22 protein-coding genes are annotated in these 24477 nt (G+C 59.8%); 11 read left to right on the top strand and 11 right to left on the bottom strand.

Translation table 11 applies throughout. The features are described from left to right. Positions 1 to 83: 83 nt before the first annotated feature. The 3 genes from DVJ77_RS00780 (at position 84) to DVJ77_RS00770 (ending at position 3067) form a co-directional block, all read left to right on the top strand. Positions 84 to 1043 (top strand): LysR substrate-binding domain-containing protein, encoded by a 960-nt coding sequence (locus DVJ77_RS00780; protein WP_114843565.1) that lies wholly within the window; start codon positions 84 to 86, stop codon positions 1041 to 1043. An 87-nt stretch (positions 1044 to 1130) separates the two neighbouring features. Continuing rightward, positions 1131 to 2276, top strand: a complete 1146-nt coding sequence (locus DVJ77_RS00775) for a pyridoxal phosphate-dependent aminotransferase (RefSeq protein ID WP_114843564.1) — start codon at positions 1131 to 1133, stop codon at positions 2274 to 2276. Further along, positions 2264 to 3067 (top strand): amidohydrolase, encoded by an 804-nt coding sequence (locus DVJ77_RS00770; protein ID WP_114843563.1) that lies wholly within the window; start codon positions 2264 to 2266, stop codon positions 3065 to 3067. The genes DVJ77_RS00775 and DVJ77_RS00770 overlap by 13 nt, the downstream gene beginning before the upstream one ends. A 53-nt stretch (positions 3068 to 3120) precedes the next feature. Here DVJ77_RS00770 and arsC read toward each other — a convergent pair whose 3' ends face one another. The 4 genes from arsC to DVJ77_RS00750 all read right to left on the bottom strand — a co-directional run bounded on the left by arsC (position 3121) and on the right by DVJ77_RS00750 (position 6938). Next, positions 3121 to 3474: an arsenate reductase (glutaredoxin) gene (arsC, locus tag DVJ77_RS00765; RefSeq protein WP_114843562.1), complete on the bottom strand. Its 354-nt coding sequence runs from the start codon at positions 3472 to 3474 to the stop codon at positions 3121 to 3123. A 6-nt stretch (positions 3475 to 3480) separates the two neighbouring features. Next, positions 3481 to 5031, bottom strand: a complete 1551-nt coding sequence (locus tag DVJ77_RS00760; RefSeq protein WP_114843561.1) for a pseudouridine synthase — start codon at positions 5029 to 5031, stop codon at positions 3481 to 3483. After that, complete coding sequence (gene scpB, locus DVJ77_RS00755; RefSeq protein ID WP_114843560.1) at positions 5028 to 5954, bottom strand: SMC-Scp complex subunit ScpB; 927 nt, start codon at positions 5952 to 5954, stop codon at positions 5028 to 5030. Before scpB ends, DVJ77_RS00760 begins: the two co-directional genes overlap by 4 nt. Positions 5955 to 6035: 81 nt before the next feature. Continuing rightward, the gene (locus tag DVJ77_RS00750; RefSeq protein WP_225427692.1) at positions 6036 to 6938 is read right to left on the bottom strand and encodes a segregation and condensation protein A; all 903 of its coding nucleotides are present in this window, start codon (positions 6936 to 6938) and stop codon (positions 6036 to 6038) included. Between the two features lie 837 nt (positions 6939 to 7775). On the opposite strand from DVJ77_RS00750, the gene DVJ77_RS00745 reads away from it, so the two are divergent. Continuing rightward, positions 7776 to 8084, top strand: a complete 309-nt coding sequence (locus DVJ77_RS00745; protein ID WP_225427789.1) for a PilZ domain-containing protein — start codon at positions 7776 to 7778, stop codon at positions 8082 to 8084. Positions 8085 to 8149: 65 nt separating this feature from the next. Here DVJ77_RS00745 and DVJ77_RS00740 read toward each other — a convergent pair whose 3' ends face one another. Both DVJ77_RS00740 and acnA read right to left on the bottom strand, forming a co-directional pair. Continuing rightward, complete coding sequence (locus tag DVJ77_RS00740) at positions 8150 to 9844, bottom strand: AMP-binding protein (RefSeq protein ID WP_114843558.1); 1695 nt, start codon at positions 9842 to 9844, stop codon at positions 8150 to 8152. 246 nt (positions 9845 to 10090) lie between these two features. Then, entirely contained in the window at positions 10091 to 12841 is a 2751-nt protein-coding gene (gene acnA, locus DVJ77_RS00735) for an aconitate hydratase AcnA (protein ID WP_114843557.1), read from the bottom strand. A 273-nt stretch (positions 12842 to 13114) separates the two neighbouring features. Here acnA and DVJ77_RS00730 point away from each other — a divergent pair, with 273 nt between their 5' ends. After that, positions 13115 to 14047: a LysR family transcriptional regulator gene (locus DVJ77_RS00730; RefSeq protein ID WP_114844177.1), complete on the top strand. Its 933-nt coding sequence runs from the start codon at positions 13115 to 13117 to the stop codon at positions 14045 to 14047. Positions 14048 to 14082: 35 nt separating this feature from the next. Here DVJ77_RS00730 and hflD read toward each other — a convergent pair whose 3' ends face one another. From hflD to DVJ77_RS00715, 3 genes are read right to left on the bottom strand one after another with little or no spacing between them, the layout of a single operon-like run. Further along, positions 14083 to 14706, bottom strand: coding sequence for a high frequency lysogenization protein HflD (gene hflD, locus DVJ77_RS00725; protein WP_114843556.1), 624 nt, complete (start codon positions 14704 to 14706; stop codon positions 14083 to 14085). Between the two features lie 10 nt (positions 14707 to 14716). Beyond that, positions 14717 to 15868: a tRNA 2-thiouridine(34) synthase MnmA gene (gene mnmA / locus DVJ77_RS00720; RefSeq protein ID WP_114843555.1), complete on the bottom strand. Its 1152-nt coding sequence runs from the start codon at positions 15866 to 15868 to the stop codon at positions 14717 to 14719. After that, positions 15865 to 16353 carry an NUDIX hydrolase gene (locus DVJ77_RS00715; protein ID WP_114843554.1) on the bottom strand — a complete coding sequence of 163 codons (489 nt, stop codon included), beginning with the start codon at positions 16351 to 16353 and terminating at the stop codon, positions 15865 to 15867. The genes mnmA and DVJ77_RS00715 overlap by 4 nt, the downstream gene beginning before the upstream one ends. Before the next feature lie 145 nt (positions 16354 to 16498). On the opposite strand from DVJ77_RS00715, the gene clpS reads away from it, so the two are divergent. Both clpS and clpA read left to right on the top strand, forming a co-directional pair. Beyond that, entirely contained in the window at positions 16499 to 16825 is a 327-nt protein-coding gene (clpS, locus tag DVJ77_RS00710) for an ATP-dependent Clp protease adapter ClpS (RefSeq protein ID WP_114843553.1), read from the top strand. A gap of 63 nt (positions 16826 to 16888) precedes the next feature. After that, positions 16889 to 19159, top strand: a complete 2271-nt coding sequence (clpA, locus tag DVJ77_RS00705; RefSeq protein WP_114843552.1) for an ATP-dependent Clp protease ATP-binding subunit ClpA — start codon at positions 16889 to 16891, stop codon at positions 19157 to 19159. Positions 19160 to 19299: 140 nt separating this feature from the next. Here clpA and infA read toward each other — a convergent pair whose 3' ends face one another. Further along, positions 19300 to 19518 (bottom strand): translation initiation factor IF-1, encoded by a 219-nt coding sequence (gene infA / locus DVJ77_RS00700; RefSeq protein WP_114843551.1) that lies wholly within the window; start codon positions 19516 to 19518, stop codon positions 19300 to 19302. Positions 19519 to 19601: 83 nt separating this feature from the next. After that, complete coding sequence (locus DVJ77_RS00695; protein WP_114843550.1) at positions 19602 to 19877, bottom strand: polyhydroxyalkanoic acid system family protein; 276 nt, start codon at positions 19875 to 19877, stop codon at positions 19602 to 19604. 99 nt (positions 19878 to 19976) lie between these two features. Here DVJ77_RS00695 and DVJ77_RS00690 point away from each other — a divergent pair, with 99 nt between their 5' ends. From DVJ77_RS00690 to aroA, 4 genes are all read left to right on the top strand, one after another. Continuing rightward, positions 19977 to 20744, top strand: a complete 768-nt coding sequence (locus DVJ77_RS00690; protein WP_114844176.1) for an FHA domain-containing protein — start codon at positions 19977 to 19979, stop codon at positions 20742 to 20744. Positions 20745 to 20898: 154 nt separating this feature from the next. Next, a complete protein-coding gene (serC, locus tag DVJ77_RS00685) occupies positions 20899 to 21984 on the top strand; it encodes a 3-phosphoserine/phosphohydroxythreonine transaminase (protein WP_114843549.1) in 1086 nt (361 codons plus the stop codon). Between the two features lie 78 nt (positions 21985 to 22062). Continuing rightward, positions 22063 to 23166 (top strand): prephenate dehydratase, encoded by a 1104-nt coding sequence (pheA, locus tag DVJ77_RS00680; RefSeq protein WP_114843548.1) that lies wholly within the window; start codon positions 22063 to 22065, stop codon positions 23164 to 23166. Beyond that, positions 23163 to 24473, top strand: a complete 1311-nt coding sequence (gene aroA / locus DVJ77_RS00675) for a 3-phosphoshikimate 1-carboxyvinyltransferase (RefSeq protein ID WP_114843547.1) — start codon at positions 23163 to 23165, stop codon at positions 24471 to 24473. Before pheA ends, aroA begins: the two co-directional genes overlap by 4 nt. Positions 24474 to 24477 lie beyond the last annotated feature (4 nt).

Below are 24477 nucleotides of genomic sequence, written 5' to 3'. Positions count from 1 at the left end.
GGCGATGTGCATAAGGTATATTTAGGACAATCTATTGATAAGTCGGTGATTTGCAGACTTATTGTTTCTTTATGGAAACGACGATGATGATGTTGGACGGTGCTCTGCAGGACCTTAACGACTTGTACTTTTTTGCCGCCGTGGTTGAACACGGTGGTTTTTCAGCGGCCGGGCGAGCGCTTGGCATCCCTAAATCACGGTTAAGCAAACGCATTGCCCAGCTCGAAGAGCGGCTTGGTGTACGGCTGCTGCAACGGACCACGCGGCGTTTTGTGGTCACTGAGGTCGGCGAGCGTTTCTATGGCCATTGTCGCGCCGTGCTCGAAGAGGCACGGGCCGCGCAAGATGCGGTCGATGAGTTGCGCTCCGAGCCACGCGGCGTGGTGCGACTGAGCTGCCCGGTATCGCTGGCGCAGATGGTGGTCGCGCACGTGTTGCCGGAGTTTCTCGCAAAACACCCAAAGGTTCAGGTGCGTTTGCAGGCCACCAATCGCCGGGTGGATCTGATCGGCGAAGGTTTTGACGTCGCCATTCGCGTACGCAGCAAGCTCGATACTGATGCCACCTTGGTCATACGTAGCTTTGGTCAATCGCGCGTGTTGCCTGTAGCTAGCCCAGCCCTGCTCAAGGCCGCCGGGCGGCCACAAACTCCAGCCGATCTTTCCGCGATGCCTGCGTTGACCATGAACGAGCATGAGGGCTCGCATAGCTGGGAGTTGATCGGCGCCAATGGCGAACGTGCCGTGGTGGATATCCAGCCGCAATTGATTACCGGCGATTTCGCTGTGCTGCTCGAAGCCGCGCGAGCCGGCATCGGTGTGGCCTTGTTGCCGGAATTCGTCTGCGCGCCTGCCGTGGCTCGGGGCGAGTTAGAGGTGCTGTTGCCAAAATGGAGCGCACCAGAGGGCACCATGCATTTTGTTTACCCCAGTCGGCGTGGCTTGCTGCCCGGTGTGCGCGCTTTTGTCGATTTTCTGGCCGAGCGACTCCCCGAGGCTACTTGGCGCCAGCATGAGGATTGCAGCAAGCGCCCGACGCCCTGAATCATTGTTTGCCTTCCCTGAAGGAGGGCATGGTGCGTGTTAGCATCGCCAGACTTTTCTTGTTTAGCCATCCAGACATCCGGACCTATGCAGATCGAAACCAAGCTTCCGAAAGTAGGCACGACCATTTTCAGCGTCATGAGTCAGCTCGCGCTGGAACACAAAGCCGTTAATCTGGGGCAGGGGTTTCCAGATTTCGAGCCGCCACAGGCCTTGCGCGAGGCGGTGACCCGAGCGATGGCCGAGGGCCGCAATCAGTACGCGCCGGGTATCGGCCTGGCACCGTTGCGCGAACAGATCGCACTGAAAACCGAGCGTATGTATGGTCGTCGCATCAGTGCCGACACGGAGATTACAGTGACCTCCGGCGCCACTGAGGCATTGTTCGCTGCGATCGCCGCGGTAGTGCGCAGTGGCGATGAGGTCATTGTGTTCGATCCGGCTTACGACAGCTACGAGCCGGCGATCGAATTGCAGGGCGCGCGTGCGGTACATATCCCGTTGACCGTGCCGCAGTTTGCCATCGACTGGCAGCGCGTGCGCGAGGCGGTTACGCCGAAAACCCGAATGATCCTCATCAATAGTCCGCACAACCCTTCGGGTGCGGTGCTGTCGGCGAACGATCTGGATGAGCTGGCGGCGATTGTGCGCGATACACAAATCATCGTGCTGTCCGATGAGGTATACGAGCACATCGTTTTTGACGGTGCACAGCATGAGAGCGTGCTTCGTCATGCCGAACTTGCCGAGCGCAGCATCGTGGTGTCTTCGTTTGGCAAGACCTATCACTGCACCGGCTGGAAGCTGGGCTACGCGGTGGCGCCGAAGGCGCTTTCGGCGGAATTCCGCAAGGTGCATCAATACCTCACGTTCTGCACTTTTCACCCAGCACAACAAGCTTTTGCCGAATTCATGGCCAGCTCGCCGGAGCATTATCTGGAACTGCCGGCGTTCTATCAGGCCAAGCGTGACCGCTTTCGTGCCTTGCTCAAACCCAGTCGATTGAAACTGATCGATGTGCCCGGTGGCTATTTCCAACTGGTCGACTATTCGGCGATTCGCGATGAGCCGGACACGGCTTTTTGCGAATGGCTGGTAAAGCAGGGCGGGGTGGCTACCATTCCGCTGACACCGTTCTGTGAGCAGGCGCCGAACACGCGATTGCTGCGGCTGTGCTTCGCCAAGAGCGATGCCACTATGGACGCGGCGGCGGAGCGTCTATGCAAGCTTTAAACGTTAGCCTGATACAGGGTGCGACCCGCTGGCACGATGCACCGGCCAATCGCGAGTACTACGGCGATCTGATACGCCGCGTGGCTGCGCAAAGCGACTTGGTGGTATTGCCGGAAACCTTTTTGTCGGGTTTCAGCAATGACACCCGCGCCAGTGCGGAGACCATGGACGGCGAGGGGGTGGCCTGGTTACGCGCATTGGCCTGTGAGGTCGATGCCGTGCTCTGCGGCAGCCTGGCGATTCGCGAAGGCGATACCGTTTACAACCGCTTGTTGTGGGCACGCCCTGATGGCAGTTTCGCGCAATACGATAAGCGTCATTTGTTTCGCATGGCGGGCGAACACACACGCTATGGCGGCGGCAATGAACGTTTGATTGTCGAGCTGAAGGGCTGGCGGATTTTGCCGCAGGTTTGCTATGACCTACGTTTTCCGGTGTGGCTGCGCAATCGCCGATTGGAAGGCAGTGCGGGTGGCATGGACTACGATCTGGCGCTGTTCGTGGCCAACTGGCCGGCACCACGGCGGCAGCCTTGGCGCACTTTGTTGCGTGCCCGCGCCATCGAGAATTTAAGCTATGTGATCGGGGTTAATCGTGTCGGTGTGGACGGCAACGATTTGCCTTATGCGGGCGACAGTGCGGTACTCGATCCTATCGGCGAGCCGCTGGTGGAGCTGGGCGCGCAGGAGCAGGTCGTGACGGTGAAGCTTGATCCGGCGTTGTTGCTTGCGCACCGCGAGAGGTTCCCGGCCTGGATGGATGCCGATCATTTCAAGCTCGACCTGAGCTGACTTGATTTGCACCGATATAAAGAACTTACCCGGTTCGCGAACCGGGCAGGTTTCTACAAAATGGCCAGTACTGACTCGGGTGGCCGCCCTAGGGCGGCCTTGCCATTGGCGACGACAATCGGGCGTTCGATAAGGCGCGGATGCTCGGTCATCGCGGTTATCAACGCCGTCTCACTCAGGGTCGGCTCGCTCAAGCCCAGCTCCTGATACTCGGGTTCGCTTTTGCGCATCAACTCGCGTGCCGTCATGCCGAGTTGTTCGAGCAGGACGGTTAGCTCTTCGATGCTCGGCGGTGTGTCGAGATAGTTCACTACCTCGCACTGGCATCCGTGCTCTTGCAATAGTGTCAGCGCTGCCCGCGATTTGGAGCAGCGACTGTTGTGATAGATGCGAACGGCTGTGGACATGCAGGCTTAGCGATTGCCTGACCGATTACCGCCACGACCGCCACCGCCGCCCTGTGGGCGTCCACCACCGCCACCTTGAGGACGACCGCCGCCCTGCGGACGGCCACCGCCGCCTTGCGGACGAGCACCGCCGCTGCCTTGTGGGCGTCCACCGCCACCTTGCGGGCGACCGCCACTGCCTTGCGGGCGATCACCGCTACGGGCCGGCCGGCCGCCTTGACCTTGACCAGGCCCTTGCCGATTGCCCGTGTTGCCACGCGGAGCGCCACCGGTGTTGCCACCGGAGAAGCCGCCATAAGGGCTACTGCCTTGACCGCCGCCACTGCGTGCACCGGCCGGCTTGGCGCCGCCATGGCGGCGATTGCCGCCGGCACCGGCACCTGGGCCGGCATTACCACGGCCACCATCACGGCTTTCACCGGTGCGGCTTTCGCCAGCAAACCAGCTACGTACCGAGGGCAGCTCCTGGCCCGGTGCGACGCCACGCTTACTAGGACGGCGGCCGGTATTGACCGGTGCGCGATCAGGACGGGCGACGTTGCCGTTTACTTCCTGCCCAGGGCGGCGACGTTGTTGCTTGCCGCGGGTCGGTTCTTCGCGAATACGGTCGTAGGCGCGCAGTTCGCGTGCTTCGTCGTGGTGACCGCTGCTCCAGGCTTGGCCGGTGCCGCGCTCCGGCTTGTATTCGGTGACTTGGCGGTTGGCGCGACGCTGATGAAGCACGGGGCTCAGTGTCAGTACCGGCTGGGCTGCGCCCAGGCCGATGGTCTTGCGTAATTGTTTGACGGCGTCTTCGCCCAGCGCTTCGCAGTCGCCACGGCGCAGTGTGCGCGGTAGCCCGATGCTGCCGTAGCGAATGCGCTTGAGACGGCTGACCAGAAAACCTTGCGAGTCCCATAGGCGGCGGACTTCGCGGTTACGACCTTCGCGGATCACTACGCGGAACCAGCTATGGCTGCCGCCCCGGCTGATGACGGCGATTTCGTCGAAGCGGGCGGGGCCGTCTTCAAGCTCCACGCCGGCCTTGAGCTTTTCGATCATCTCGTCAGGCACCTCACCGTGGACGCGGCAAAGGTATTCGCGTTCCAGCCCGCTCTTGGGGTGCATCAGCACGTTGGCCAATTCGCCGTCGGTGGTGAGCAACAACAAGCCGGTGGTGTTGATATCCAGGCGGCCCACGGCGACCCAGCGCGCACCTTTCAGGCGCGGCAACTGCTCGAATACGGTGGGGCGACCTTCTGGGTCTTCGCGCGTGGTCACGACGCCTTCGGGCTTGTGATAGACCAGTACCTCGGTCTCATCGCGGTTGTCAGTGGCGACAACGAATTGTTTGCCGTCCAGTACGACGCGATCGCCGGCATGCACGCTGGCGCCGATGCCTGCGGCGGCGCCATTGACTTCGACTTCACCGGCTTGGATGCGTTGCTCCAGCATGCGGCGCGAGCCAAGGCCCGCATTGGCCAGCACTTTATGCAGGCGCTCTTCCAGCGGCGGTGTATTGGTTTCGGTGCGTGGTTCGCGTTTCAGGGTCAGAACGGATTTTTGCGGCGCATTCATGCGCGGTACTCCTTAGTCTCTTGCTCGGCGTTGCCGGGTTCGGCGTCCGCCAGGTTCGCTGCCTCGTCGGCAGTGGCTGTTGTTGTGACCTCGACGGGGTGAGTCTTGTCGAGTTCGGCTGCTGTGGTTTTGGATGACGTGCTGGAGGGGTCAGTCTCCGGCGATGGTTCGTTGGATGGCGCTTCGATCGCCGGGGCCTCGGCGTTGTCGCTGTGGGCGTGTTCGTCGGCCGCGGTATCGGTTACGGTTTCAGCGCTCTCGTGATGAATCGATTCGGCGATGCCCGTTTCGGCCGGGTCAGTCGCGGTACTTTCTATATCTTCATCGGGATCGATGGGCAAATCGCGCGCGACGTAGACCGGCATCGGCTCTTGATCCAGTCGCATCTGCGGATCTTCCATGTCGCGGATTTCCGAGAGTGGCGGCAATTCGTCCAGCGATTTGAGATTGAAATAGTCGAGGAAAGCGCGGGTGGTGCCGAACAGTGCGGGCTTACCGGGTACATCGCGGTAACCGACCACGCGAATCCATTCCCGTTCTTCCATGGTCTTGATGATGTTGGAGGACACTACCACGCCGCGGATTTGCTCGATTTCGGGGCGAGTGATCGGTTGACGGTAGGCGATCAGCGCCAGTGTCTCAAGCAGTGCTCGAGAATAACGGCTGGGCTTCTCCGTCCACATCCGCGAAATCCACGGATGCACTTCTTGACGTACTTGATAGCGAAAGCCGGATGCTACTTCGAGCAGATGCACGCCACGACCTTCGCAGTCGGCGGCAAGGGCCTCTAAAGCGATAGCGATCTGCTCGCGACCGACCTCGTCCTCTTCGCTGAACAAATCGCCCAGTTGTTGAACGGTCATCGGATGAGTAGAGGCTAGCAAGGCTGCTTCAAGAATGGGTTTGAGTTGCTCGATCTGCATAGCCTTGGGTCGGATGCGGATTCATGAGTACCGATGCACCGGTACCGCTTAAATGGGATAACTTCAATGTAGAGACTGCTTTTAGTCCGACGCGGCGAAAAACGCCGTTTCATCGGGCATCGTTTCGTCGATGGCTTCGGTAAGCGTCACTTTTGCTTTCACGTAGATCGGCGCCAAAGGTTCTTCTTGCACAATTTCGATCAGCATTTCCTTGGCTAATTCCAGCATGGCCAAAAAGGTCACCACGATGCCGAGCCGCCCTTCACTGATCTCGAACAGCGTCTCGAAACGATGGAAGCTGCTGTCGCTGAGCCGGCCAAGCAGCTCACCCATGCGCTGACGTACGCTTAGCGCCTCGCGCTTGATGGCGTGATGCCCGAACAACTCCGCTCGATGCATGACGTCTTTCAGCGCCAGCAGCATCTCCTTGAGGTCCAGTGGCGGTGGCAACTTGATGACGTTGCGCTCGCCAATGTCGGCCTGTACGACGACAGTGTCGCGCTCCAGGCGGGGCAGGGCTTCGATATCCTCCGCCGCTCGTTTGAAACGCTCGTATTCCTGTAGACGCCGCACCAGCTCCGCGCGGGGATCCTCTTCGATGCCTTCCTCCGAGGGGGGGCGCGGCAACAACAGTCGCGATTTGATTTCAGCCAGGATGGCGGCCATCAGCAGATATTCTGCCGCCAGCTCCAGGCGCATCACATCGCGCATCAAGTCGATGTAGGTCATGTATTGCCGGGTAATCTCGGCAACCGGAATATCAAGAATATCCAGGTTCTGTCTGCGTATCAGATAGAGCAACAGATCCAGTGGTCCTTCGAATGCCTCAAGGATGACCTCGAGCGCGTCCGGCGGGATATACAAATCCTGCGGCATCTGCAGTAGCGGCTCGCCGCGCACAATGGCCAGCGGCATTTCCTGCTGTTGCGGTACCGACGCGAAGGCGTCTTGCGGTGCTGTAACGGCCTCGGGCTCAGTGCTCATCAATACATGTCGTGAAGCCGCCTCAGGACGGCTAGTAATGCGTTCAACACGTTAGGAACCGTTTTGTTCCACCGGCATTCGCTTACGGAATGTCCCCACACGGGCAGCGCTGCAAAGCGGCGGCCCAATGACCCCAATGAAGCTGGACCCTATGAAGCTAATTAGCACGATGCTCAACCGAGGCTCGATGTACGCCATCGTCGCTGCACCACTTTAATGAAACGGTTTCGATCAGGTTGGCCGTGAGCGACCGCTGCGGCATCCCTGTTTAGTAACAAAGGCGATGCGAGCGACGTTGTGACGAGCTATGTCACGAACGGTTTAGCGGTTGCTGTGTGCGCCGGGTGGGCAGTATTGGCCAGTCATGACCGGCCTGCTCGCACCCTTGGACCTAGAGCGTGGGTCACAGAGTAACGGCTGATGGGCGGCAAGTCCAGTATGTGGGCCAAGCCGGCCAAACCGAGTCTAGGCTTATATTCACGCTAGTGTCTGTCGTCGCCGTGATGCGATGGTTTATACCGTTAGATAATGACCCTTGATGTATGGGCAGCATGTGACCTGCCGCGTCGGGCCGTTGCACGACGCGGCAGGCTGTCCGGCTTTTTATGTAACGTTTGCAGGGTGCTAGTGATCCTGCAGGCCATGATATGCCATGGCACGTCACTTGCTTGTCATGTGTGAACAGCGTCGTACAAGGTTCGGCGCTGAACAAATAGAGTGATTTCCTGGATGGGGATCAACAGGTACCAGGGGATGCGCGGTGCGAACGGAGGAGGGGTGGTGACGAAAGCCGACGACATTCTGGGCGGCGATTCAGGGCAATTACGACCTGCCCGCATGCGCATCGAAACTACGGTGCTGATGAGCCGTGGCAATCAATCTCAGCCCACCGAACTGGTAGATATATCGGCTACGGGCGTGCTTCTGCGGCGGCCGCTTGGCTGGCAGGGCGAGGCAGGACAAAGCTGGATGCTGGACATGATCTTCGGCCATGACCTGCATATCCATTTGGAGGCGGTCGTGGCGCGTGTATCCAGTCGTCATATTGGCCTGGCCTATACGCGCATTCCTGAAGACAAACAGGTGCCGTTATGGAATTTGCTTGGCGGCTACGCCGATATCCTGGAGCAATGGCGGGACGATTAAGGTGTGCCGTCGGTTCACGCGCTTGCGTCTACTTGAGGTAGACGCAAGCGGTTAAAGGCGTCAAATCAACCAGCGGTGGCTGCCGGCATCGGCTTCTCGTCACGCAGTTCGCGACGCAGAATCTTGCCCACGTTGCTTTTGGGCAGCGAATCACGAAATTCGATGATCTTCGGGCGTTTGTAACCCGTGAGATTGTCGCGGCAAAACTGCTTCAACTCATCGATGGTCAGGCTGGGATCTTTGCGCACGACGAACAGTTTCACTGCCTCGCCGGAATGCTCGTCGGTGATGCCAATGGCGGCAACCTCCGCTACGCCCGGATGCAGCATGACGGCGTCTTCGACTTCGTTCGGATAAACGTTGAAGCCGGAAACGAGGATCATGTCTTTCTTGCGGTCGACGATGTAAAAGTAGCCGTTCGCATCCATTCGGGCGATGTCGCCGGTGTGTAGCCAGCCGTCACTGCCGAGAACCTTGATGGTCTCGTCCGGGCGCTGCCAATAGCCCTTCATCACCTGCGGGCCGTGCACCATGAGCTCGCCCGCTTCACCCATCGGCAATGGTTGGCCGTCTTCGGACCAAATGGCTACATCGGTAGATGGAACGGGAAGGCCGATCGACCCGTTGTAAGCCGTAATACTGAGAGGGTTGATGCATACCGCCGGCGAGGTTTCGGTAAGGCCATAGGCTTCGGCGAGGGTGCAGCCGGTGACTTTTTTCCAGCGTTCGGCAACAGCGCGCTGCACCGCCATGCCGCCGCCCAGGGTCAAGTGCAGGCGCGAGAAGTCGAGTTCGGCGAAGCCAGGAGTGTTGAGCAAGCCATTGAACAGCGTGTTGACACCCGTAAGCGCGGTGAATTTGGATTTCTTCAGCTCTTTGACAAAACCTGGCATGTCACGCGGATTGGTAATCAGCCAGTTCAGGCCGCCGAGCCGCAGAAACGCCAGGCTGTTTGCGGTCAATGAAAAGATGTGATAGAGCGGCAGTGCGGTGATGATGACTTCTTCGCCAAACTTGGCGTTGGCACCGATCCATGCGCCGGCTTGCATCATATTGGCGACCATATTGCCATGCGTGAGCATGGCGCCTTTGGCTACGCCGGTGGTGCCGCCGGTGTATTGCAGAAAAGCGATGTCATCGTGGTTCAGTGCCACTTTCAATGACGGGTGTGCCGCGCCGCGCGATAGTGCGTCGCGGAAACGCACCGCTTGCGGCAATTGGAAGGCTGGCACGATCTTCTTCACGTGCTTGAGCACGAAATTGACTAGCACGCCTTTCGGAAAACCGAGCAGGTCGCCAATGCCGGTGGTGACGATGTGCTCGATGTGGGTCTCGGCAACCACCTGTTGCAGGGTCGCCGCGAAATTGTCGAGTACGACAATAGCCTTCGCACCGGCGTCTTCGAGCTGGTGTTTCAGCTCGCGCGCCGTATACATCGGGTTGGTATTGACCACGATCATGCCGGCGCGTAGCGCGCCGAACAAGGCAATAGGGTACTGCAACACGTTTGGCATCATCAGGGCGATGCGATCACCCTTATTAAGCTTGAGCTCGCCGGTGAGATAGCTGGCGAAGTGCCGACTCATTTCTTCGAGTTGGCCGTAGCTGATCTGTTTACCGAAATTGCTGAATGCCGGGCGATCACGAAAACGTTCGAACGATTCTTCGAGTACCGCTACGACCGAGGCGTATTCATTGATGTCGATCTGTGCGGGTATGCCATCCGGATAGTGATCCAGCCACGGACGCTCATTGCTCATGTTTGATCCCAAGCTCCAGTTTCGATAACCCGATAATGATGGCGATGGCAGGCATCTGGCATCAACACGGAGAGGCATTGGAGCATACGCTGAAGTACAGCGGCAAGCCGCGCCGCAGCGAGGTTCGCGCCAGGAATCACGCCTGCGGGACGATGATTCGCCGCGTATGTCCTATGTTTGTATAGCGGGCAAAAGAAAACCGCCCCGAATTCCAGGGCGGTTCTTTTATGGATCACAGCCGGGGAATCAGGCCGTCTTTTTGCTGGCCAACTGGCGCAGAACGTATTGCAGGATGCCGCCGTGGCGGAAGAACTCGCGTTCCTTCGGCGTCAGCAGCAGCACTTTCACAGTGAACTGCTTCTTGCTGCCGTCGGTGGCGGTGGCGGTGACCTGGGCCACCTTCGATTCGCCGCCTTCCAGGCCGACGATATCGAAGCTCTCCGTGCCGGTCAGGCCCAGCGACTGTGCATTCTCACCGTCCTGGAACTGGCAGGGCAGTACGCCCATGCCGACCAGGTTGGAGCGGTGAATGCGCTCAAAGCTCTCGGTGATGACGGCTTTCACGCCCAGCAGCAAGGTGCCTTTGGCAGCCCAGTCACGCGAGGACCCGGTGCCGTATTCCTTGCCGGCCAGCACGACCAGCGGGGTCTTTTCGGCCTTGTACTTCATCGCGGCGTCGTAGATAGCTAGCTGTTCGCCACTCGGTACATGCAGGGTGTAGCCGCCTTCCACGCCATTGAGCATCAGGTTTTTGATGCGGATGTTGGCGAAGGTGCCGCGTACCATCACGTCGTCGTTGCCGCGACGCGAGCCGTAGGAGTTGAAATCCTTCGCATCCACGCCTTTGGAGATCAGGAAGCGGCCCGCCGGGCTGTCCTTCTTGATCGAGCCGGCCGGTGAAATGTGGTCGGTGGTGATCGAGTCGCCGAACAAGCCCAGCGCGCGGGCGCCGTGGATGTCTTCGATCGTGCCCGGCTCGGCGCTCATGTCGTCGAAATAGGGCGGGTTCTTGATATAGGTGGAGTCATCCCACTTGAACAGGGCGCCATCCGGGGAGGCGATCTGGTTCCAGCGGCTGTCGCCCTTGAACACGTCGGCGTAGTTCTTCTCGAACATGGCCGGGTTGATCGCGCCGGCGATGGTGTCGGAGATTTCTTTGTTGCTTGGCCAGATATCTTTCAAATACACCGGCTGACCGTCGTTGCCGATGCCGAGCGCGTCCTTGGTCAGGTCGATGTCCAGCGTACCAGCCAGCGCGTACGCGACCACCAGCGGCGGTGAGGCCAGGTAGTTCATCTTTACTTCGGGATGCACGCGGCCCTCGAAGTTGCGGTTGCCGGAAAGCACTGACGCCACGGCCAGGTCACCCTCGGCAATACCTTTGCTGATTTCGGTCGGCAGCGGGCCGGAATTGCCAATACAGGTCGTACAGCCGTAGCCGACCACATAGAAGCCGACTTTCTCCAGCTCTTTCGACAGGCCGGTTTTTTCCAGATAGTCGGTAACCACCAGCGAGCCCGGCCCGAGCGAGGGCTTCACCCATGGCTTGGAGGTCAGGCCTTTGGCGGCGGCCTTTTTGGCGAGCAAGCCGGCACCCAACATCACCGCCGGGTTGGACGTATTGGTGCAGGAAGTGATGGCCGCGATGACCACCGCACCGTCACCCAGCACGAAGGTCTGGCCGTCTTTTTCTACCCGCACGCCGCCATTGGTGATGGCATTGGCTGAATTGCCGATGGCGGTAGCGCCGCCTTCGTTGGCAAAGTTCGCGGTATCGCCGTTCTTCGGCTTGCGGTTGGCAGTGAGCGGACCTACGGCGTCATGGAAGCTCTGCTTGACGCCTTCGAGCAGTACCCGGTCTTGCGGGCGCTTGGGCCCGGCCAGTGATGGCCGCACGTCGGCCAGGTTCAGCTCCAGGGTGGTGGTGAAGCGCGGCTCGATGCTGTGCTCGTCGTGCCACATGCCCTGAGCCTTGGCATAAGCCTCGACCAGGCTGATCTGCTCGGCGCTTCGGCCGGACAGACGCATATAGTTCAGCGCCTCCTGATCGATCGGGAAGATGCCGCAGGTCGCGCCGTACTCCGGCGCCATGTTGGCGATCGTGGCGCGATCGGCCAGCGGCAGGTGCTTGAGGCCGTCGCCGAAGAACTCGACGAACTTGCCCACCACGCCCAGCTTGCGCAGCATCTGGGTCACGGTAAGCACCAGATCGGTTGCGGTCACGCCCTCCGGCAGCTTGCCGCTGAGCTTGAAGCCAACCACCTGCGGAATCAGCATCGACGATGGCTGACCCAACATGGCCGCCTCGGCCTCGATACCGCCGACGCCCCAGCCCAGCACGCCGATGCCGTTAATCATGGTGGTGTGCGAGTCGGTGCCGAACACCGTGTCTGGGTAAGCCCAGCTTTCGCCATCTTTGTCGGCAGTAAAGACCACGCGGGCCAGATGCTCCAGGTTCACCTGATGCACGATGCCGGTGCGCGGCGGCACCACTTTGAAGTTATTGAATGCTTTCTGGCCCCAGCGCAGGAACGAGTAACGCTCCTGGTTGCGCTCGAACTCGATCTCGACGTTTTTCTCCAGCGCGCTGGACGAACCGTACGCATCGACCTGTACGGAGTGGTCGATAACCAGTTCGGCCGGTGCCAGCGGATTGATCTGGGTTGCATCGCCGCCGAGCTTGACCACGGCATCGCGCATCGCGGCCAGATCGACCACGCAAGGCACGCCGGTGAAGTCTTGCAGCACCACGCGGGCGGGCATGAAGGAAATCTCGGTGTCGGGCTCGGCCTTGGCGTTCCAGTTCGCTACCGCTTCGATCTCTTTCGCGGTCACGTTGACGCCATCCTCATGGCGCAGCAGGTTCTCCAGCAGGATCTTCAGCGAGTAGGGCAACTGTTTGAGATCGAAACGCTGACCGAGTTTGGTCAGGCTGGCAAAGGCGTAGCGCTTGCCATCGGTTTCGAGACTGTCGCGTACCGAAAATGAATCTTTCATCAGATAACTCCTGGCTGGATCCTGCGGCTGGGATAGGTGTGGGGCAATGCGGGCGCGCTGTCCGAAAGTTGGCTTGCGGCGACCTAAAGAACGCGATTATCGCCCAAACTGTGGTTGCCGCGAACGGATTGAAGGTGCTTGAGGCAGCAGATATCAACTTCAGGCATTAGAATCGCGCTTCACTGGTCGCCACTCACCAGGCGTGCGCCGTGCCTGATGCTGCGCCGCATAGCTTGGGGCTGCGCGCCTCGCCAGACAAACGCATATGACGACATGCAGCGTTCGATGATTTCGATGTCCCTCTCAGCGGTTTCGATACGTGACCTGGCCTTGGTCCAAGCCGTGCATCGCCATGGCAGTTTCAACAGCGCGGCGCGGGCGATGCACATCAGCCCGTCGGGGTTGTCGCATCAGGTGCAAAAGGTCGAGCAAGCGCTGGGATCGCCGTTGTTCGAACGCGGTGGGCGACGCATCGTGCCCACGGCGGGCGGTCAGCGCCTGCTCGAACAGATCGACGCGGTATTGGCGGCTGCCGAGCATTTGCAGCAGGCTGCCCGTGCGGGCGAGGTCGCGTTTGGCGGTGAACTACGGCTAGGTGTGCCGGCCACGTTGGGGCCGTATTTGTTACCGCATTTGATCGGCCCCTTTCCGCAGCATTTTCCCGGCGTGCGTCTGAGTCTTTCCGAGGGCAAGCCGCGAGGTTTGCTGCGCCGCTTGCACGAGGGCGAGCTCGATGCGGTGTTGGGGCCGCCTGCCACCGCTGCGAGTGGCTTGGCCATGCGGCCATTGTTTTTCGAGCCGTGGGAGCTGATGTTTCGCGCCGATCATCCGCAGGCCAGCCGTCGCAGCGTGGCCCTGGAGCAACTCGATGCGGGTGAGGCGACCTTGATGAGTGAAAGTCACGCCGATGGCTTGCCTGGCGATGCCACCGATAATGGCCATGTGCAGGACGTCAGTCTGGAAAGTCTGGCGGCCCTGGTCAGCTTGCGTGGCGGCTACGCTCTGGTGCCAGTTCTGGCCCATGACCGCCTGGCCTCGATGCCGGGCATCGTGCTGACGAAGATCAAGGGCCAGGCTCCCGGTCGGGAGATTGCCTTGTACTGGCGTGAAGCCTCGCCATGGCGTAACGATCTGCAGACCTTTGCCGAGCTGCTGCGCAAACTCGCCCGACAGCGACCGGGCCTGAAGCTTATTGACGAGCCTTAGCCCTCATCCGGCTGGCAATGGAGCAGGGTATGGACTCAGCCGTTATCCAGCGTAGTGCCCGTAAGCAGTCCGCGAGCCAGCATGCTGCATTGGCGGCGGTACAGGACCAGCTGCCATTGGCGGCCACCGACCTGACGCCACAATACGGCTGATCGCACGGCGGCGAGCAGGTTGGCGCGGACGCGTTCGACCATGTTCATTTGCTGTAACTGCTGCGGGTTGCCGGTGACCATCACACGTGGCTTTAACGTGGACAAAGTGGACGAGTACAGCTCGGCCAGTCGGCTGACCACCTGGGTCGAGCCTATGCCGAAGTGCTCCACCTGGCGTTGCGCGGAAACAATGCCTTGCTGCAGCTTGTTCAATAAATCGGGTTGGCGCGCCAGATTGCGTTCGAGGCGTATGACGGTGACAGCCATACGGGTGATCGCCATGTCGCGACCGTTCTCGTCAAGCTGGGCGATCAGGTTGCGCAGGCCCAGGCGGACCCCGGAAACACCGCCATACACATCGACTACGGATGGGGCATCGATACGGAAGATGCTGCCCAGGCTGGCATCCATAGCCCCCTCGTCGCAACGCCCGTCATTGGCCAGTTGCTGCGCTAGGGAGGTGGCCTGGAACAGGCCGGCGAGAGCGAGCACGCGCTCTTCATTCATGGCAAAAGCTTCAAACACCGTGGACTGACTCGCTTGTTACGGAAGAGAAGGGAATGCTGCCGACGTTATCGGTCCAGCCACCAAATGGCGCATCGGTGACCTCGATCACCGCGCCGCCGAGGCAGGCCTCGTTGTCATAAAACACAACCGATTGGCCTGGAGTTACAGCGCGCTGCGGTTCATCGAAATGCACTTCAACGCCATCACTTAGCACATGCACCGTACAGCTCTGGTCGTGCTGGCGATAGCGGGTCTTCACGGTGCAGCGAAATTCGCCGGCCGGAGCCTCGTCAGCGACCCAGCTAGGCGTTTCGGCACGCAGTCGGCGCGAATGCAGCCAATGGTTCTCACCGCCTTGGGCAACATAGAGTACGTTGGCCGCGACATCTTTGCCGACCACGTACCACGGTTCGCTGCTGGCGCCTTGGCGACCGCCAATGCCCAAGCCATTGCGTTGCCCCAGGGTGTAATACATCACGCCTTGGTGTTCGCCGATGGTCGCGCCGTCGGGGGTGCGCATGGCTCCCGGACGGGCTGGGATGTATTGGGACAGGAAACTACGAAAGTCGCGCTCGCCGATAAAACAAATACCGGTGGAATCCTTTTTGGCGTGCGTCGGTAACGCCGCTTCCAAGGCCATTCGGCGTACTTGGGTTTTCTCTATATCACCGAGTGGAAACAGGGTGGCAGCAAGTTGTTGTTGACCCAGCGCATGCAGGAAGTAAGTTTGATCCTTACTGGCATCGAGCGCGCGCAGCAGGCGGTAACGCCCGTCGCGCTGGTCGATCCGGGCGTAATGGCCGGTAGCGATCTTGGCTGCCCCCAAGGCATGCGCCTCGTCCAGAAACGTCTTGAACTTGATTTCACGATTGCACAACACATCGGGGTTTGGCGTGCGGCCGGCGCGGTATTCAGCAAGGAAATGCTCGAACACGCCGTCCCAGTATTCGGCAGCAAAATTGCGGGCGTGAAACGGAATGCCCAGCCGGCCGCAGACGGCGACGGCGTCCTTACGGTCTGCGTCGGTGGTGCAGGGGCCGTCGCGGTCGTCTTCTTCCCAGTTCTGCATAAACAGGCCTTCGACCGTAAAGCCGGCCTGCTGCAGTAGCAGTGCCGCTACGGAGGAATCCACCCCGCCGGAGATGCCCAACATGACCTTCACGGGTAAGGATCCTCCGTTAGCTGGCTATTGAGCACCGATAACGGCAATCGTTGGCCGGCGAGCCAGGCGTCGATGCTCAACAGCACCAAAGGAGAGCGCAATTGCGCGCCGAGTGCGGCAATTTCGGCACGGGTAAGCCATAAGACCCGGCTGATGCCGGTATCCAGCGGCCTGAGTGGATCATGGCTAAGCGGCTGGCCGGCAAAGCTGAAACGCAGGACGCTGTCGCCATGCTCCGTGCTGCGCCATTGGTGCACGCCGATCAAGTGCTCAAGCTGTATGGTCCAGCCGGTTTCTTCCAGCGTTTCACGCAGGGCCGCACTGGCCAGGTTCTCGCCATTTTCGAGGTGCCCGGCCGGCTGGTTGTAGACGAGGCGGCCGTTGACCAGTTCCTCGACGATTAAATAACGATCGCCATCGGCGACCACGCATGCCACGGTGACATGCGGAGACCAGACAGCGCGGGGAGTCAAAGAATCGGCCATGAGTCGGTGTGCCGAGGGCGGTAGCCCTGGAAAAGACGACATTGTGCCATTACCTAGGAGTGGCTTGCCGTTTATTGCGGCGATAGGACTTAAGTCCCATTGCCGCAGCGGTATACTTTTAACCACGCTCTACTACATAGTCACCATGGCCCACGAACCCGAAAACGAACAAGGCACCGGACACGGTCTGGCGCTGGAAACCTCCCGTCCGGAGGTGGCGCGGCCACCGCTGTTCCAGGTGCTACTGCTGAATGACGATTTCACCCCCATGGATTTCGTGGTCGAAGTGTTACGCAGTTTCTTCAACCTGGATCAGGAGCAAGCCGTGCAAGTGATGTTGCATGTGCATACCCGAGGCAAGGGTGTTTGTGGTGTATTTACACGGGAGGTTGCTGAGACTAAGGTCACTCACGTGAACGAATATTCGCGCGCAAATCAACATCCTTTACTGTGCACTATGGAAAAACTCTGATCGCCCCCCACGTTGTAGCCATCGCGGCAACGCGCCGCAGCCATCTAAGCGGAGACGGTCCGGATGTTTAGCAAGGATCTCGAAGTCACTATCGGCCAGTGCTACAAGCAGGCCCGCGAGCAGCGCCACGAGTTCATGACCGTGGAGCATCTATTGCTCGCGCTTACCGAAAATCAGTCAGCTCTGGGCGCTTTGCGTGCCTGCGGCGCGGATCTGCCGCGCCTGACCACCGAGCTTGAAAAGATCATCGCCGAAACCGTGCCGGTGCTGCCGCACGGCGACGAGCGGGATACTCAGCCCACGCTTGGCTTCCAGCGTGTATTGCAGCGTGCGGTCTATCACGTGCAGTCCTCTGGCCGTAAAGAGGTTACCGGCGCCAATGTGCTGGTGGCGATCTTTGGCGAGAAGGATTCGCATGCGGTGTATTTCCTGCATCAGCAGGAGATCACGCGGCTGGACGTGGTCAATTACATCTCGCATGGCATTGCCAAGATCGGTGATGAGCCGACCTCGAACGCACCGGGCGGCGAACGTGAAAGCGAGGAGGGCGGTGAACCCAAGGGCAACCCGCTCAACGAATACGCCAGCAACCTCAACGAACTGGCACTGGAAGGCAAAATCGATCCATTGATCGGCCGCCAGGACGAAATCGAGCGCACCATCCAGGTGCTATGCCGCCGCCGTAAAAACAACCCGCTCTACGTCGGGGAGGCCGGTGTGGGCAAGACAGCCCTGGCCGAAGGCCTGGCTAAACGCATCGTCGATGGCGAAGTGCCCGAGGTATTGGATGGCGCCACCATCTGGTCGCTTGATCTGGGCGCGCTGGTGGCTGGCACCAAGTATCGCGGTGACTTCGAGAAGCGCTTGAAGGCCGTGATTGCGCAACTGAAAAAGCAGCCGGGCGCGATCCTGTTTATCGACGAAATTCACACCATCATCGGTGCCGGCTCGGCTTCCGGCGGCACCATGGACGCCAGTAATCTCATCAAGCCGATGCTGGCCTCGGGTGAATTGCGCTGCATCGGCTCGACCACCTTCCAAGAGTTTCGCGGCATTTTCGAAAAAGACCGTGCCCTGGCGCGTCGCTTCCAGAAGATCGACGTGGTGGAGCCGACCGTGGCTGACAGCTTCGAGATTCTGAAGGGGCTGCGCTCCCGCTTCGAGGAGCACCATAACGTTGCCTACACCAACGAGGCGTTGAAAGCGGCGGTGGATTTATCGGTAAAGCACATCCCCGATCGCCTGCTCCCTGACAAGGCCATTGACGTAATCGATGAGGCGGGTGCGCGTCAGCGCTTGCTGCCGGAAGATCAGCGTACCGGTAAGGTAGATGTGCCCGAGGTCGAGTACATCGTGGCGAAGATGGCACGGATTCCGGCCAAGCAGGTTTCAGCGTCCGATCGCGACGTGCTGCGCAACCTTGAGCGCAATCTGAAAATGGTCGTGTTTGGTCAGGATGCAGCGATCGAAGCGTTGGCTGCGTCGATCAAGATGGCCCGCTCGGGGTTGGCTGACCCTTCCAAGCCCATTGGTTGCTTCTTGTTGGCCGGCCCTACCGGTGTGGGCAAAACCGAGGTCACCAAGCAACTGGCGATGCAGCTTGGCATCGAAATGATTCGTTTCGACATGTCGGAGTACATGGAGGCGCATTCGGTATCGCGTCTGGTTGGCGCACCTCCGGGCTATGTAGGTTTCGATCAAGGCGGTTTGTTGACCGAGGCGGTCACCAAGCATCCGCACGCGGTTTTGTTGCTCGATGAGATCGAGAAGGCACACCCGGATGTGTTCAATGTGCTGCTGCAAGTCATGGATCGCGGCGTGCTCACCGATACCAATGGCCGCGAGGCCAACTTCAAGAACGTGGTGGTGGTGATGACCACCAATGCCGGTGCACAACAGGCATCGCGTCGGGGCATCGGTTTTGTCAAACAAGACCATGCAACGGATGCCATGGAAGTGATTCGCCGTAGCTTTACGCCGGAATTCCGCAACCGTCTCGATGCGATCATTCAGTTCAATGCATTGGATTTCGACCACATTCTGCGCGTCGTCGACAAGTTCCTGTTCGAGCTGGAGGCGCAATTGACCGAGAAGCACGTGACGCTGGATGTCGATGCCGATGCCCGTCGCTGGCTGGCCGAGCATGGTTTCGACCCGCAAATGGGTGCGCGTCCGATGGCTCGCGTGATTCAGGAGAAGGTAAAGCGTGCGCTGGCCGACGAGTTGCTGTTCGGCAAGTTGGCCGATGGCGGCAAGGTCATGCTGAGCGTGCACGATGGTGAACTGCAGGTAAATACCGAGGCGGCGGAGAAGCTGCCAGCCACGGTGTTCTGAGGCTTCCGCGTATTGAGGAAAGCAAAAGAGGCCGCGCATTGCGCGGCCTCTTTACATGGTGGGAGCGCAGGCTGTGCGCGAAAACTACGGTAAGACTGCACCGTTGATTTTCGCCCACACAGGTGGGCTCCTACATGGTTTTATTTCATGCGATAGGTGATACGACCCTTGGTAAGGTCGTATGGGGTCATTTCGACCTTCACCTTGTCGCCGGTAAGAATGCGAATGTAGTGCTTGCGCATGCGACCGGAAATATGGGCGGTTACCACGTGCTTATTCTCAAGCTGCACGCGAAACATGGTGTTGGGCAGGGTCTCTAAAACCGTGCCTTCCATTTCAATGACGTCGTCTTTGGCCATGCGTTCCGGTGGGTGCGTGTGCGGCCGTTGTGGCCGCGTAAGCAGACGATTATGCCACGGAATATGGTTTGGTTAAAGAATCATCAAGCGAAATGCTCATCCAGCTTGCGCTGGATCTCCTGCTCAAGCATGCCCTTGAGCGGCGCCAGCATCATGCCCAGCTCGGCTTTGACCTGGACGGCATCGCTTTCGACGGCAATCGTGCCGCTCACGCCGGAACGGCTGAAGCTGAAGGTCTCGCCTTGCCACTGCCCTTCGATGCCGAATTTCTCATGCATCCGCGCAGCCACCTGCTCGACTTCGGCACGCGCCTGGGCGAGCGAAAGGTGGTGTGGCTGGCGTATGTCAATCTTAGGCATCACGAACTCCGCTGTTTGGGGCAATGGCATAAGGATAACGGTATGCCGGACAATCGCGGTCATCTGTTAGAGTCCCGCCGTCTATCGAACGGTTCACCGATGCGCATTGAATTCCCTCACTCGGCCCGCGAGGATTTCCACTGGAAGCAAGGTGTGCTCAGTGTGGGAAGCGCGCCCGATAACGATTTGGTGCTGGCGGCCCATCAGGCACATGCCCATCATTTGCGCATCCAGCAAGATCGCCGGGGCATCGTGTTGCACTTGCTGCCTGGTGCTGGCCGCATCTATGTGAATGCCCGGCCGGTGCGTGAGCGAACGCTGTTGCGCGCGGGCGATATATTGAGCGTGGGCGATTGCCGCATGTTGCTTTGCGCGGATGAGCCGACCATGCCGCGCGCACCCATACCCGTGTCCGAGCAAGGGCGTTGCACGGTCGCTTTACGTGCAGTGGCGGGGCCGTTGTCGGGCCGCGTGTTGTCCTTGCAGGACACCCTGACACTGGGGGCGATGGGGCGTTATCCGCTGGAATTGCCGCAAGGGGAGAACGCTGCATTGCGGATCTTCTGGCGCGACGGCCAGTTGCTGCTTGAGCTGGGGCCGTCCTCGCCACGCTACCCTTTATGCGTTAATGGAGTCGAGGTTCAGCAGGCAACTTTGCAACCAGGCGATCAGTTGGGTATCGCCATGCACCGCTTTGTGGTCGATGCGCCGGGCATGGAGCTAGAACCCGAAATTGTCATGCCGCCGGCAGCCCCCGAACATCTGCCAGAAGAAGACGCCGGCCCTCGCGGCGAAGTCTGGTGGTTGATTGTGACGGCAGCAGCGCTTGCCTTGGGCATTGCGCTGGTACTGCTGGTGAGGTTTTGAAGGAGCAAGGATTGAAGTTCGAGCCGATGCGATAGTTCTTTGCTTCGGTTCCTTCACTTAATTTTGTTCCTTTGCTCCCTAAGCTTTCTCCCCGTTCCCCGGCTCCTGCCCCTAACGGCATAATGCAGCGACGACATTTATTAGGGAGCCGCTAGTGAGCAGGGTTTGGAATTTCAGCGCAGGGCCGGCGGCGTTGCCGCAAGCGGTACTCGAACGCGCGCAACGCGAATTGCTTGACTGGAACGGTTGCGGCGCTTCGGTGATGGAGTTGTCGCATCGCGGCAAGTTGTTCACCGGGCTGGCGACTCAGGCAGAAGCCGATCTGCGCGAACTGCTGGCAATTCCGGCTGACTATGCCGTGCTTTTCCTGCAAGGCGGCGCGACCCAGCATTTCGCGCAAATCCCGATGAACCTGGCCGGCGAGGGCGATAGCGCCGACTACATCGTCAACGGCCATTGGGGTGAAAAGGCGGCCAGCGAGGCAACGTCATACGTGCGGGTGAATGTCGCCGCGAGCAGCAAGGCCGATCACTATTTGAGCTTGCCTGCACGCGATCACTGGCAGCTCGACCCCGGCGCCGCCTACGTACATTACACGTCAAATGAAACTATTCATGGCGTGGAGTATCACGACATTCCCAGTGTCGGCGAGGTGCCGCTAGTTGCAGATATGTCCTCGAACATCCTGTCTGAGCCGCTCGATATCAGCCGCTTCGGCTTGATCTACGCGGGCGCGCAGAAAAACATCGGTCCATCAGGGCTGGTGGTGATGATCGTACGGCGAGACTTGCTGCAACGAGCTGCGCGGCCTATGGCGCGAATCTTTCGCTATGCCGAACACGCCGCGAACGACTCCATGCTCAATACCCCCAATACCTGGGGCTGGTACCTGGCAGGGCTGACCTTTCAATGGTTGAAACAGCAAGGTGGTCTTAGCGCCATGGCGGCGAGAAATCGCACCAAGGCCGAGTTGCTGTATCGGGCTATCGACGAATCCGGCGGCTACTACCGCAATCCCATCGATCTTGCGGCGCGCTCGCGGATGAATGTGCCATTCACGCTGCATGACAATGCCTTGGACGCTGCCTTCCTACAGGAGTCCGGAGCGGCCGGGCTGCTCGCATTGAAAGGGCATAAGGCTCTTGGCGGCATGCGTGCATCGTTATACAACGCGGTGCCGCCCGAAGCCGTCGAAGCCTTGGTGGCATTTATGCGGGACTTTGCCGCACGCCATGGTTGATCGTAGTGTGCCCGCTTGCGCCGTCGCGGGCGCCATGTACCATCCGATCAGACATCTTTCTATCCAGACGGCTGTACCATGACCGACGAACGTATACCCGATAAGAGCGGCCCGCTTACGCAAGTACGCGAACGCATCGACAGCATTGACAAGCAAATTCAGGAGCTGATTTCCGAGCGTGCCAATTGGGCGCAGGAAGTCGCCAAGGTCAAGGGCGAGGGGCTTTCGGCGATCGATTATTACCGCCCCGAACGCGAGGCCCACGTGCTGCGCATGGTGGTGGACCGCAACGGCGGCCCGCTGTCCGATACTGAAATGGTGCGCTTGTTTCGCGAGATCATGTCATCTTGCCTGGCCCAGGAAGATCCTCTCAAGATCGGTTTTCTCGGTCCCGAAGGCACCTTTAGCGAGCAGGCCGTACGCAAGCACTTCGGCCATGCTGCCTACGGCTTGCCGTTAGGCAGTATCGAAGAGGTATTCCAGGAGGTCGCTGCAGGCCATGCCGATTTCGGCGTCGTGCCGGTGGAGAACTCCGGGCAAGGCATGATCCAGGTCACGCTGGATATGTTCCTCACCTCCGATGCGACGATTTGCGGCGAAGTGGAATTGCGCGTGCATCAATGCCTGCATTCGCAGCTAGGGCGGCTAGAAGACATCAAGCGGGTCTACGCTCATGCGCAATCGTTGCAGCAGTGCAAGACCTGGCTACGCATCAACCTGCCCAATGTCGAATGTATTGCGGTGAGCAGCAATGCCGAGGCTGCGCGGCTGGCACGCCATGCCGACGAAGCTGCGGCGATCGCCGGCGAAACGGCCGGCCGTGTCTATGGCCTGAAAACAGTCGCGAAAGCCATTGAGGATCGTGCCGATAACACCACTCGCTTCCTGGTCATCGGCCGCTCATTGTTTCCACCCTCCGGCAATGACCGAACTTCATTGCTTATCACGGTCAACGACAAGCCCGGCGCGCTGTACGACATTCTCAGCCCGTTTGCCAAGCACGGCGTCAGTTTGAATCGGATCGAGTCGCGCCCGTCGCATACCGGCAAATGGCAATATGCGTTCTTTATCGACGTATCAGGCCATATCGAAGGTGCTGCCCTGCAAGCGGCCGTGCAGGAAATTGGCGAGAGCGCCGCAAAATTGCGGGTGCTTGGCTCTTACCCGGTAGCCTTGCCATGAGTAGTCGACTGGATTGGCAAAGCCATGCCGGCCAGCCGCTGCGAGGTAATTTACGTGTCCCTGGGGACAAGTCGGTCTCGCACCGTTCGCTCATGCTGGCTGCACTGGCTGAAGGCCGTTCGCACATTCGCGGCTTTCTGGAAGGTGAGGACACGCGCGCTACGGCCGCTGTGCTGGCTCAGTTGGGCGTGCACATCGAAACGCCTGCCGATGGCGAGCGGGTCATTGAAGGTGTCGGTCTGCACGGTCTGCGCGGCACAACACACGCACTCGATTGCGGCAATGCCGGTACCGGCATGCGCCTGCTTGCCGGCTTACTTGCCGGGCAGGCCTTCGACAGCACGCTGATCGGTGACGAGTCGCTATCGAAACGACCGATGCGCCGGGTCACCGATCCGCTCGCGCAAATGGGCGCAAAGATCGATACCCAGGATGGCTTGCCGCCCTTGCATGTGCATGGCGGCCAGAATTTGCATGGCATTCACTACACCTTGCCAGTGGCCAGTGCACAGGTGAAGTCGGCGTTATTGCTGGCAGGCCTGTATGCCGAGGGTGAGACCGAAGTCATCGAGCCGCATCCGACACGCGACTACACAGAACGCATGCTGGCGGCATTCGGCTGGCCGATCGTGTTCAAACCAGGGTTCGCGCGCTTGTCGGGCAAACACACCCTGCGTGCTACCGATGTCGACGTGCCGGCCGACTTCTCCTCGGCGGCCTTCTTCATGGTCGCCGCGAGCATCATGCCGGGCTCTGAGTTACATCTGTCGGCGGTGGGCTTGAACCCGCGCCGCACGGGTTTGCTGCACGCCTTGCGCCTGATGGGGGCGGACATTCGCGTCGAGAACGAACGCGAAAGCGGCGGCGAGCCGGTGGGGGATCTGATCGTGCGCCATGCACCGCTGCATGGCATCGAATTGCCCGAGGCCCTGGTGCCGGACATGATCGACGAACTTCCCGTGTTGTTTATCGCGGCGGCGGTTGCCAAAGGACAGACAGTGATCCGTGGCGCCGCCGAACTGCGGGTCAAAGAGTCCGATCGCATCGCGACCATGGCTGCGGGTTTACGCGCAGTGGGCGCGGCCATCGAAGAAACACCTGACGGTGCACTGATTCAAGGTGGCACGCTCAGTGCCGGTACCGTGGTAAGCCATGGCGATCACCGTATCGCGATGAGCTTCGCAGTAGCTGGCTTGCTTGCACAAGGTCCGATCAGGATCAACGATTGCAGCAATGTTGCGACCTCGTTTCCCGGTTTTTTTGAATTGGCCAATGGCTGCGGCTTCACGCTTACGCAAGCAGATTAAGTCT

Origin of the sequence: Dyella tabacisoli, from assembly GCF_003350925.1 — a bacterium.
GTDB classification, from domain to species: Bacteria; Pseudomonadota; Gammaproteobacteria; order Xanthomonadales; family Rhodanobacteraceae; genus Dyella_C; species Dyella_C tabacisoli.
This window is presented reverse-complemented; position numbering and strand designations above follow the sequence as displayed.

What these genes read in the sequence shown, in the direction of transcription:
- DVJ77_RS00780 (WP_114843565.1), top strand. Translation starts at nt 84, where the DNA reads ATGATGATGTTGGACGGTGCTCTGCAGGACCTTAACGACTTGTACTTT.
- DVJ77_RS00775 (WP_114843564.1), top strand. Translation starts at nt 1,131, where the DNA reads ATGCAGATCGAAACCAAGCTTCCGAAAGTAGGCACGACCATTTTCAGC.
- DVJ77_RS00770 (WP_114843563.1), top strand. Translation starts at nt 2,264, where the DNA reads ATGCAAGCTTTAAACGTTAGCCTGATACAGGGTGCGACCCGCTGGCAC.
- arsC (WP_114843562.1), bottom strand. Translation starts at nt 3,474, where the DNA reads ATGTCCACAGCCGTTCGCATCTATCACAACAGTCGCTGCTCCAAATCG.
- DVJ77_RS00760 (WP_114843561.1), bottom strand. Translation starts at nt 5,031, where the DNA reads ATGAATGCGCCGCAAAAATCCGTTCTGACCCTGAAACGCGAACCACGC.
- scpB (WP_114843560.1), bottom strand. Translation starts at nt 5,954, where the DNA reads ATGCAGATCGAGCAACTCAAACCCATTCTTGAAGCAGCCTTGCTAGCC.
- DVJ77_RS00750 (WP_225427692.1), bottom strand. Translation starts at nt 6,938, where the DNA reads ATGAGCACTGAGCCCGAGGCCGTTACAGCACCGCAAGACGCCTTCGCG.
- DVJ77_RS00745 (WP_225427789.1), top strand. Translation starts at nt 7,776, where the DNA reads ATGCGCATCGAAACTACGGTGCTGATGAGCCGTGGCAATCAATCTCAG.
- DVJ77_RS00740 (WP_114843558.1), bottom strand. Translation starts at nt 9,844, where the DNA reads ATGAGCAATGAGCGTCCGTGGCTGGATCACTATCCGGATGGCATACCC.
- acnA (WP_114843557.1), bottom strand. Translation starts at nt 12,841, where the DNA reads ATGAAAGATTCATTTTCGGTACGCGACAGTCTCGAAACCGATGGCAAG.
- DVJ77_RS00730 (WP_114844177.1), top strand. Translation starts at nt 13,115, where the DNA reads ATGCAGCGTTCGATGATTTCGATGTCCCTCTCAGCGGTTTCGATACGT.
- hflD (WP_114843556.1), bottom strand. Translation starts at nt 14,706, where the DNA reads ATGAATGAAGAGCGCGTGCTCGCTCTCGCCGGCCTGTTCCAGGCCACC.
- DVJ77_RS00715 (WP_114843554.1), bottom strand. Translation starts at nt 16,353, where the DNA reads ATGGCCGATTCTTTGACTCCCCGCGCTGTCTGGTCTCCGCATGTCACC.
- clpS (WP_114843553.1), top strand. Translation starts at nt 16,499, where the DNA reads ATGGCCCACGAACCCGAAAACGAACAAGGCACCGGACACGGTCTGGCG.
- clpA (WP_114843552.1), top strand. Translation starts at nt 16,889, where the DNA reads ATGTTTAGCAAGGATCTCGAAGTCACTATCGGCCAGTGCTACAAGCAG.
- infA (WP_114843551.1), bottom strand. Translation starts at nt 19,518, where the DNA reads ATGGCCAAAGACGACGTCATTGAAATGGAAGGCACGGTTTTAGAGACC.
- DVJ77_RS00695 (WP_114843550.1), bottom strand. Translation starts at nt 19,877, where the DNA reads ATGCCTAAGATTGACATACGCCAGCCACACCACCTTTCGCTCGCCCAG.
- DVJ77_RS00690 (WP_114844176.1), top strand. Translation starts at nt 19,977, where the DNA reads ATGCGCATTGAATTCCCTCACTCGGCCCGCGAGGATTTCCACTGGAAG.
- pheA (WP_114843548.1), top strand. Translation starts at nt 22,063, where the DNA reads ATGACCGACGAACGTATACCCGATAAGAGCGGCCCGCTTACGCAAGTA.
- aroA (WP_114843547.1), top strand. Translation starts at nt 23,163, where the DNA reads ATGAGTAGTCGACTGGATTGGCAAAGCCATGCCGGCCAGCCGCTGCGA.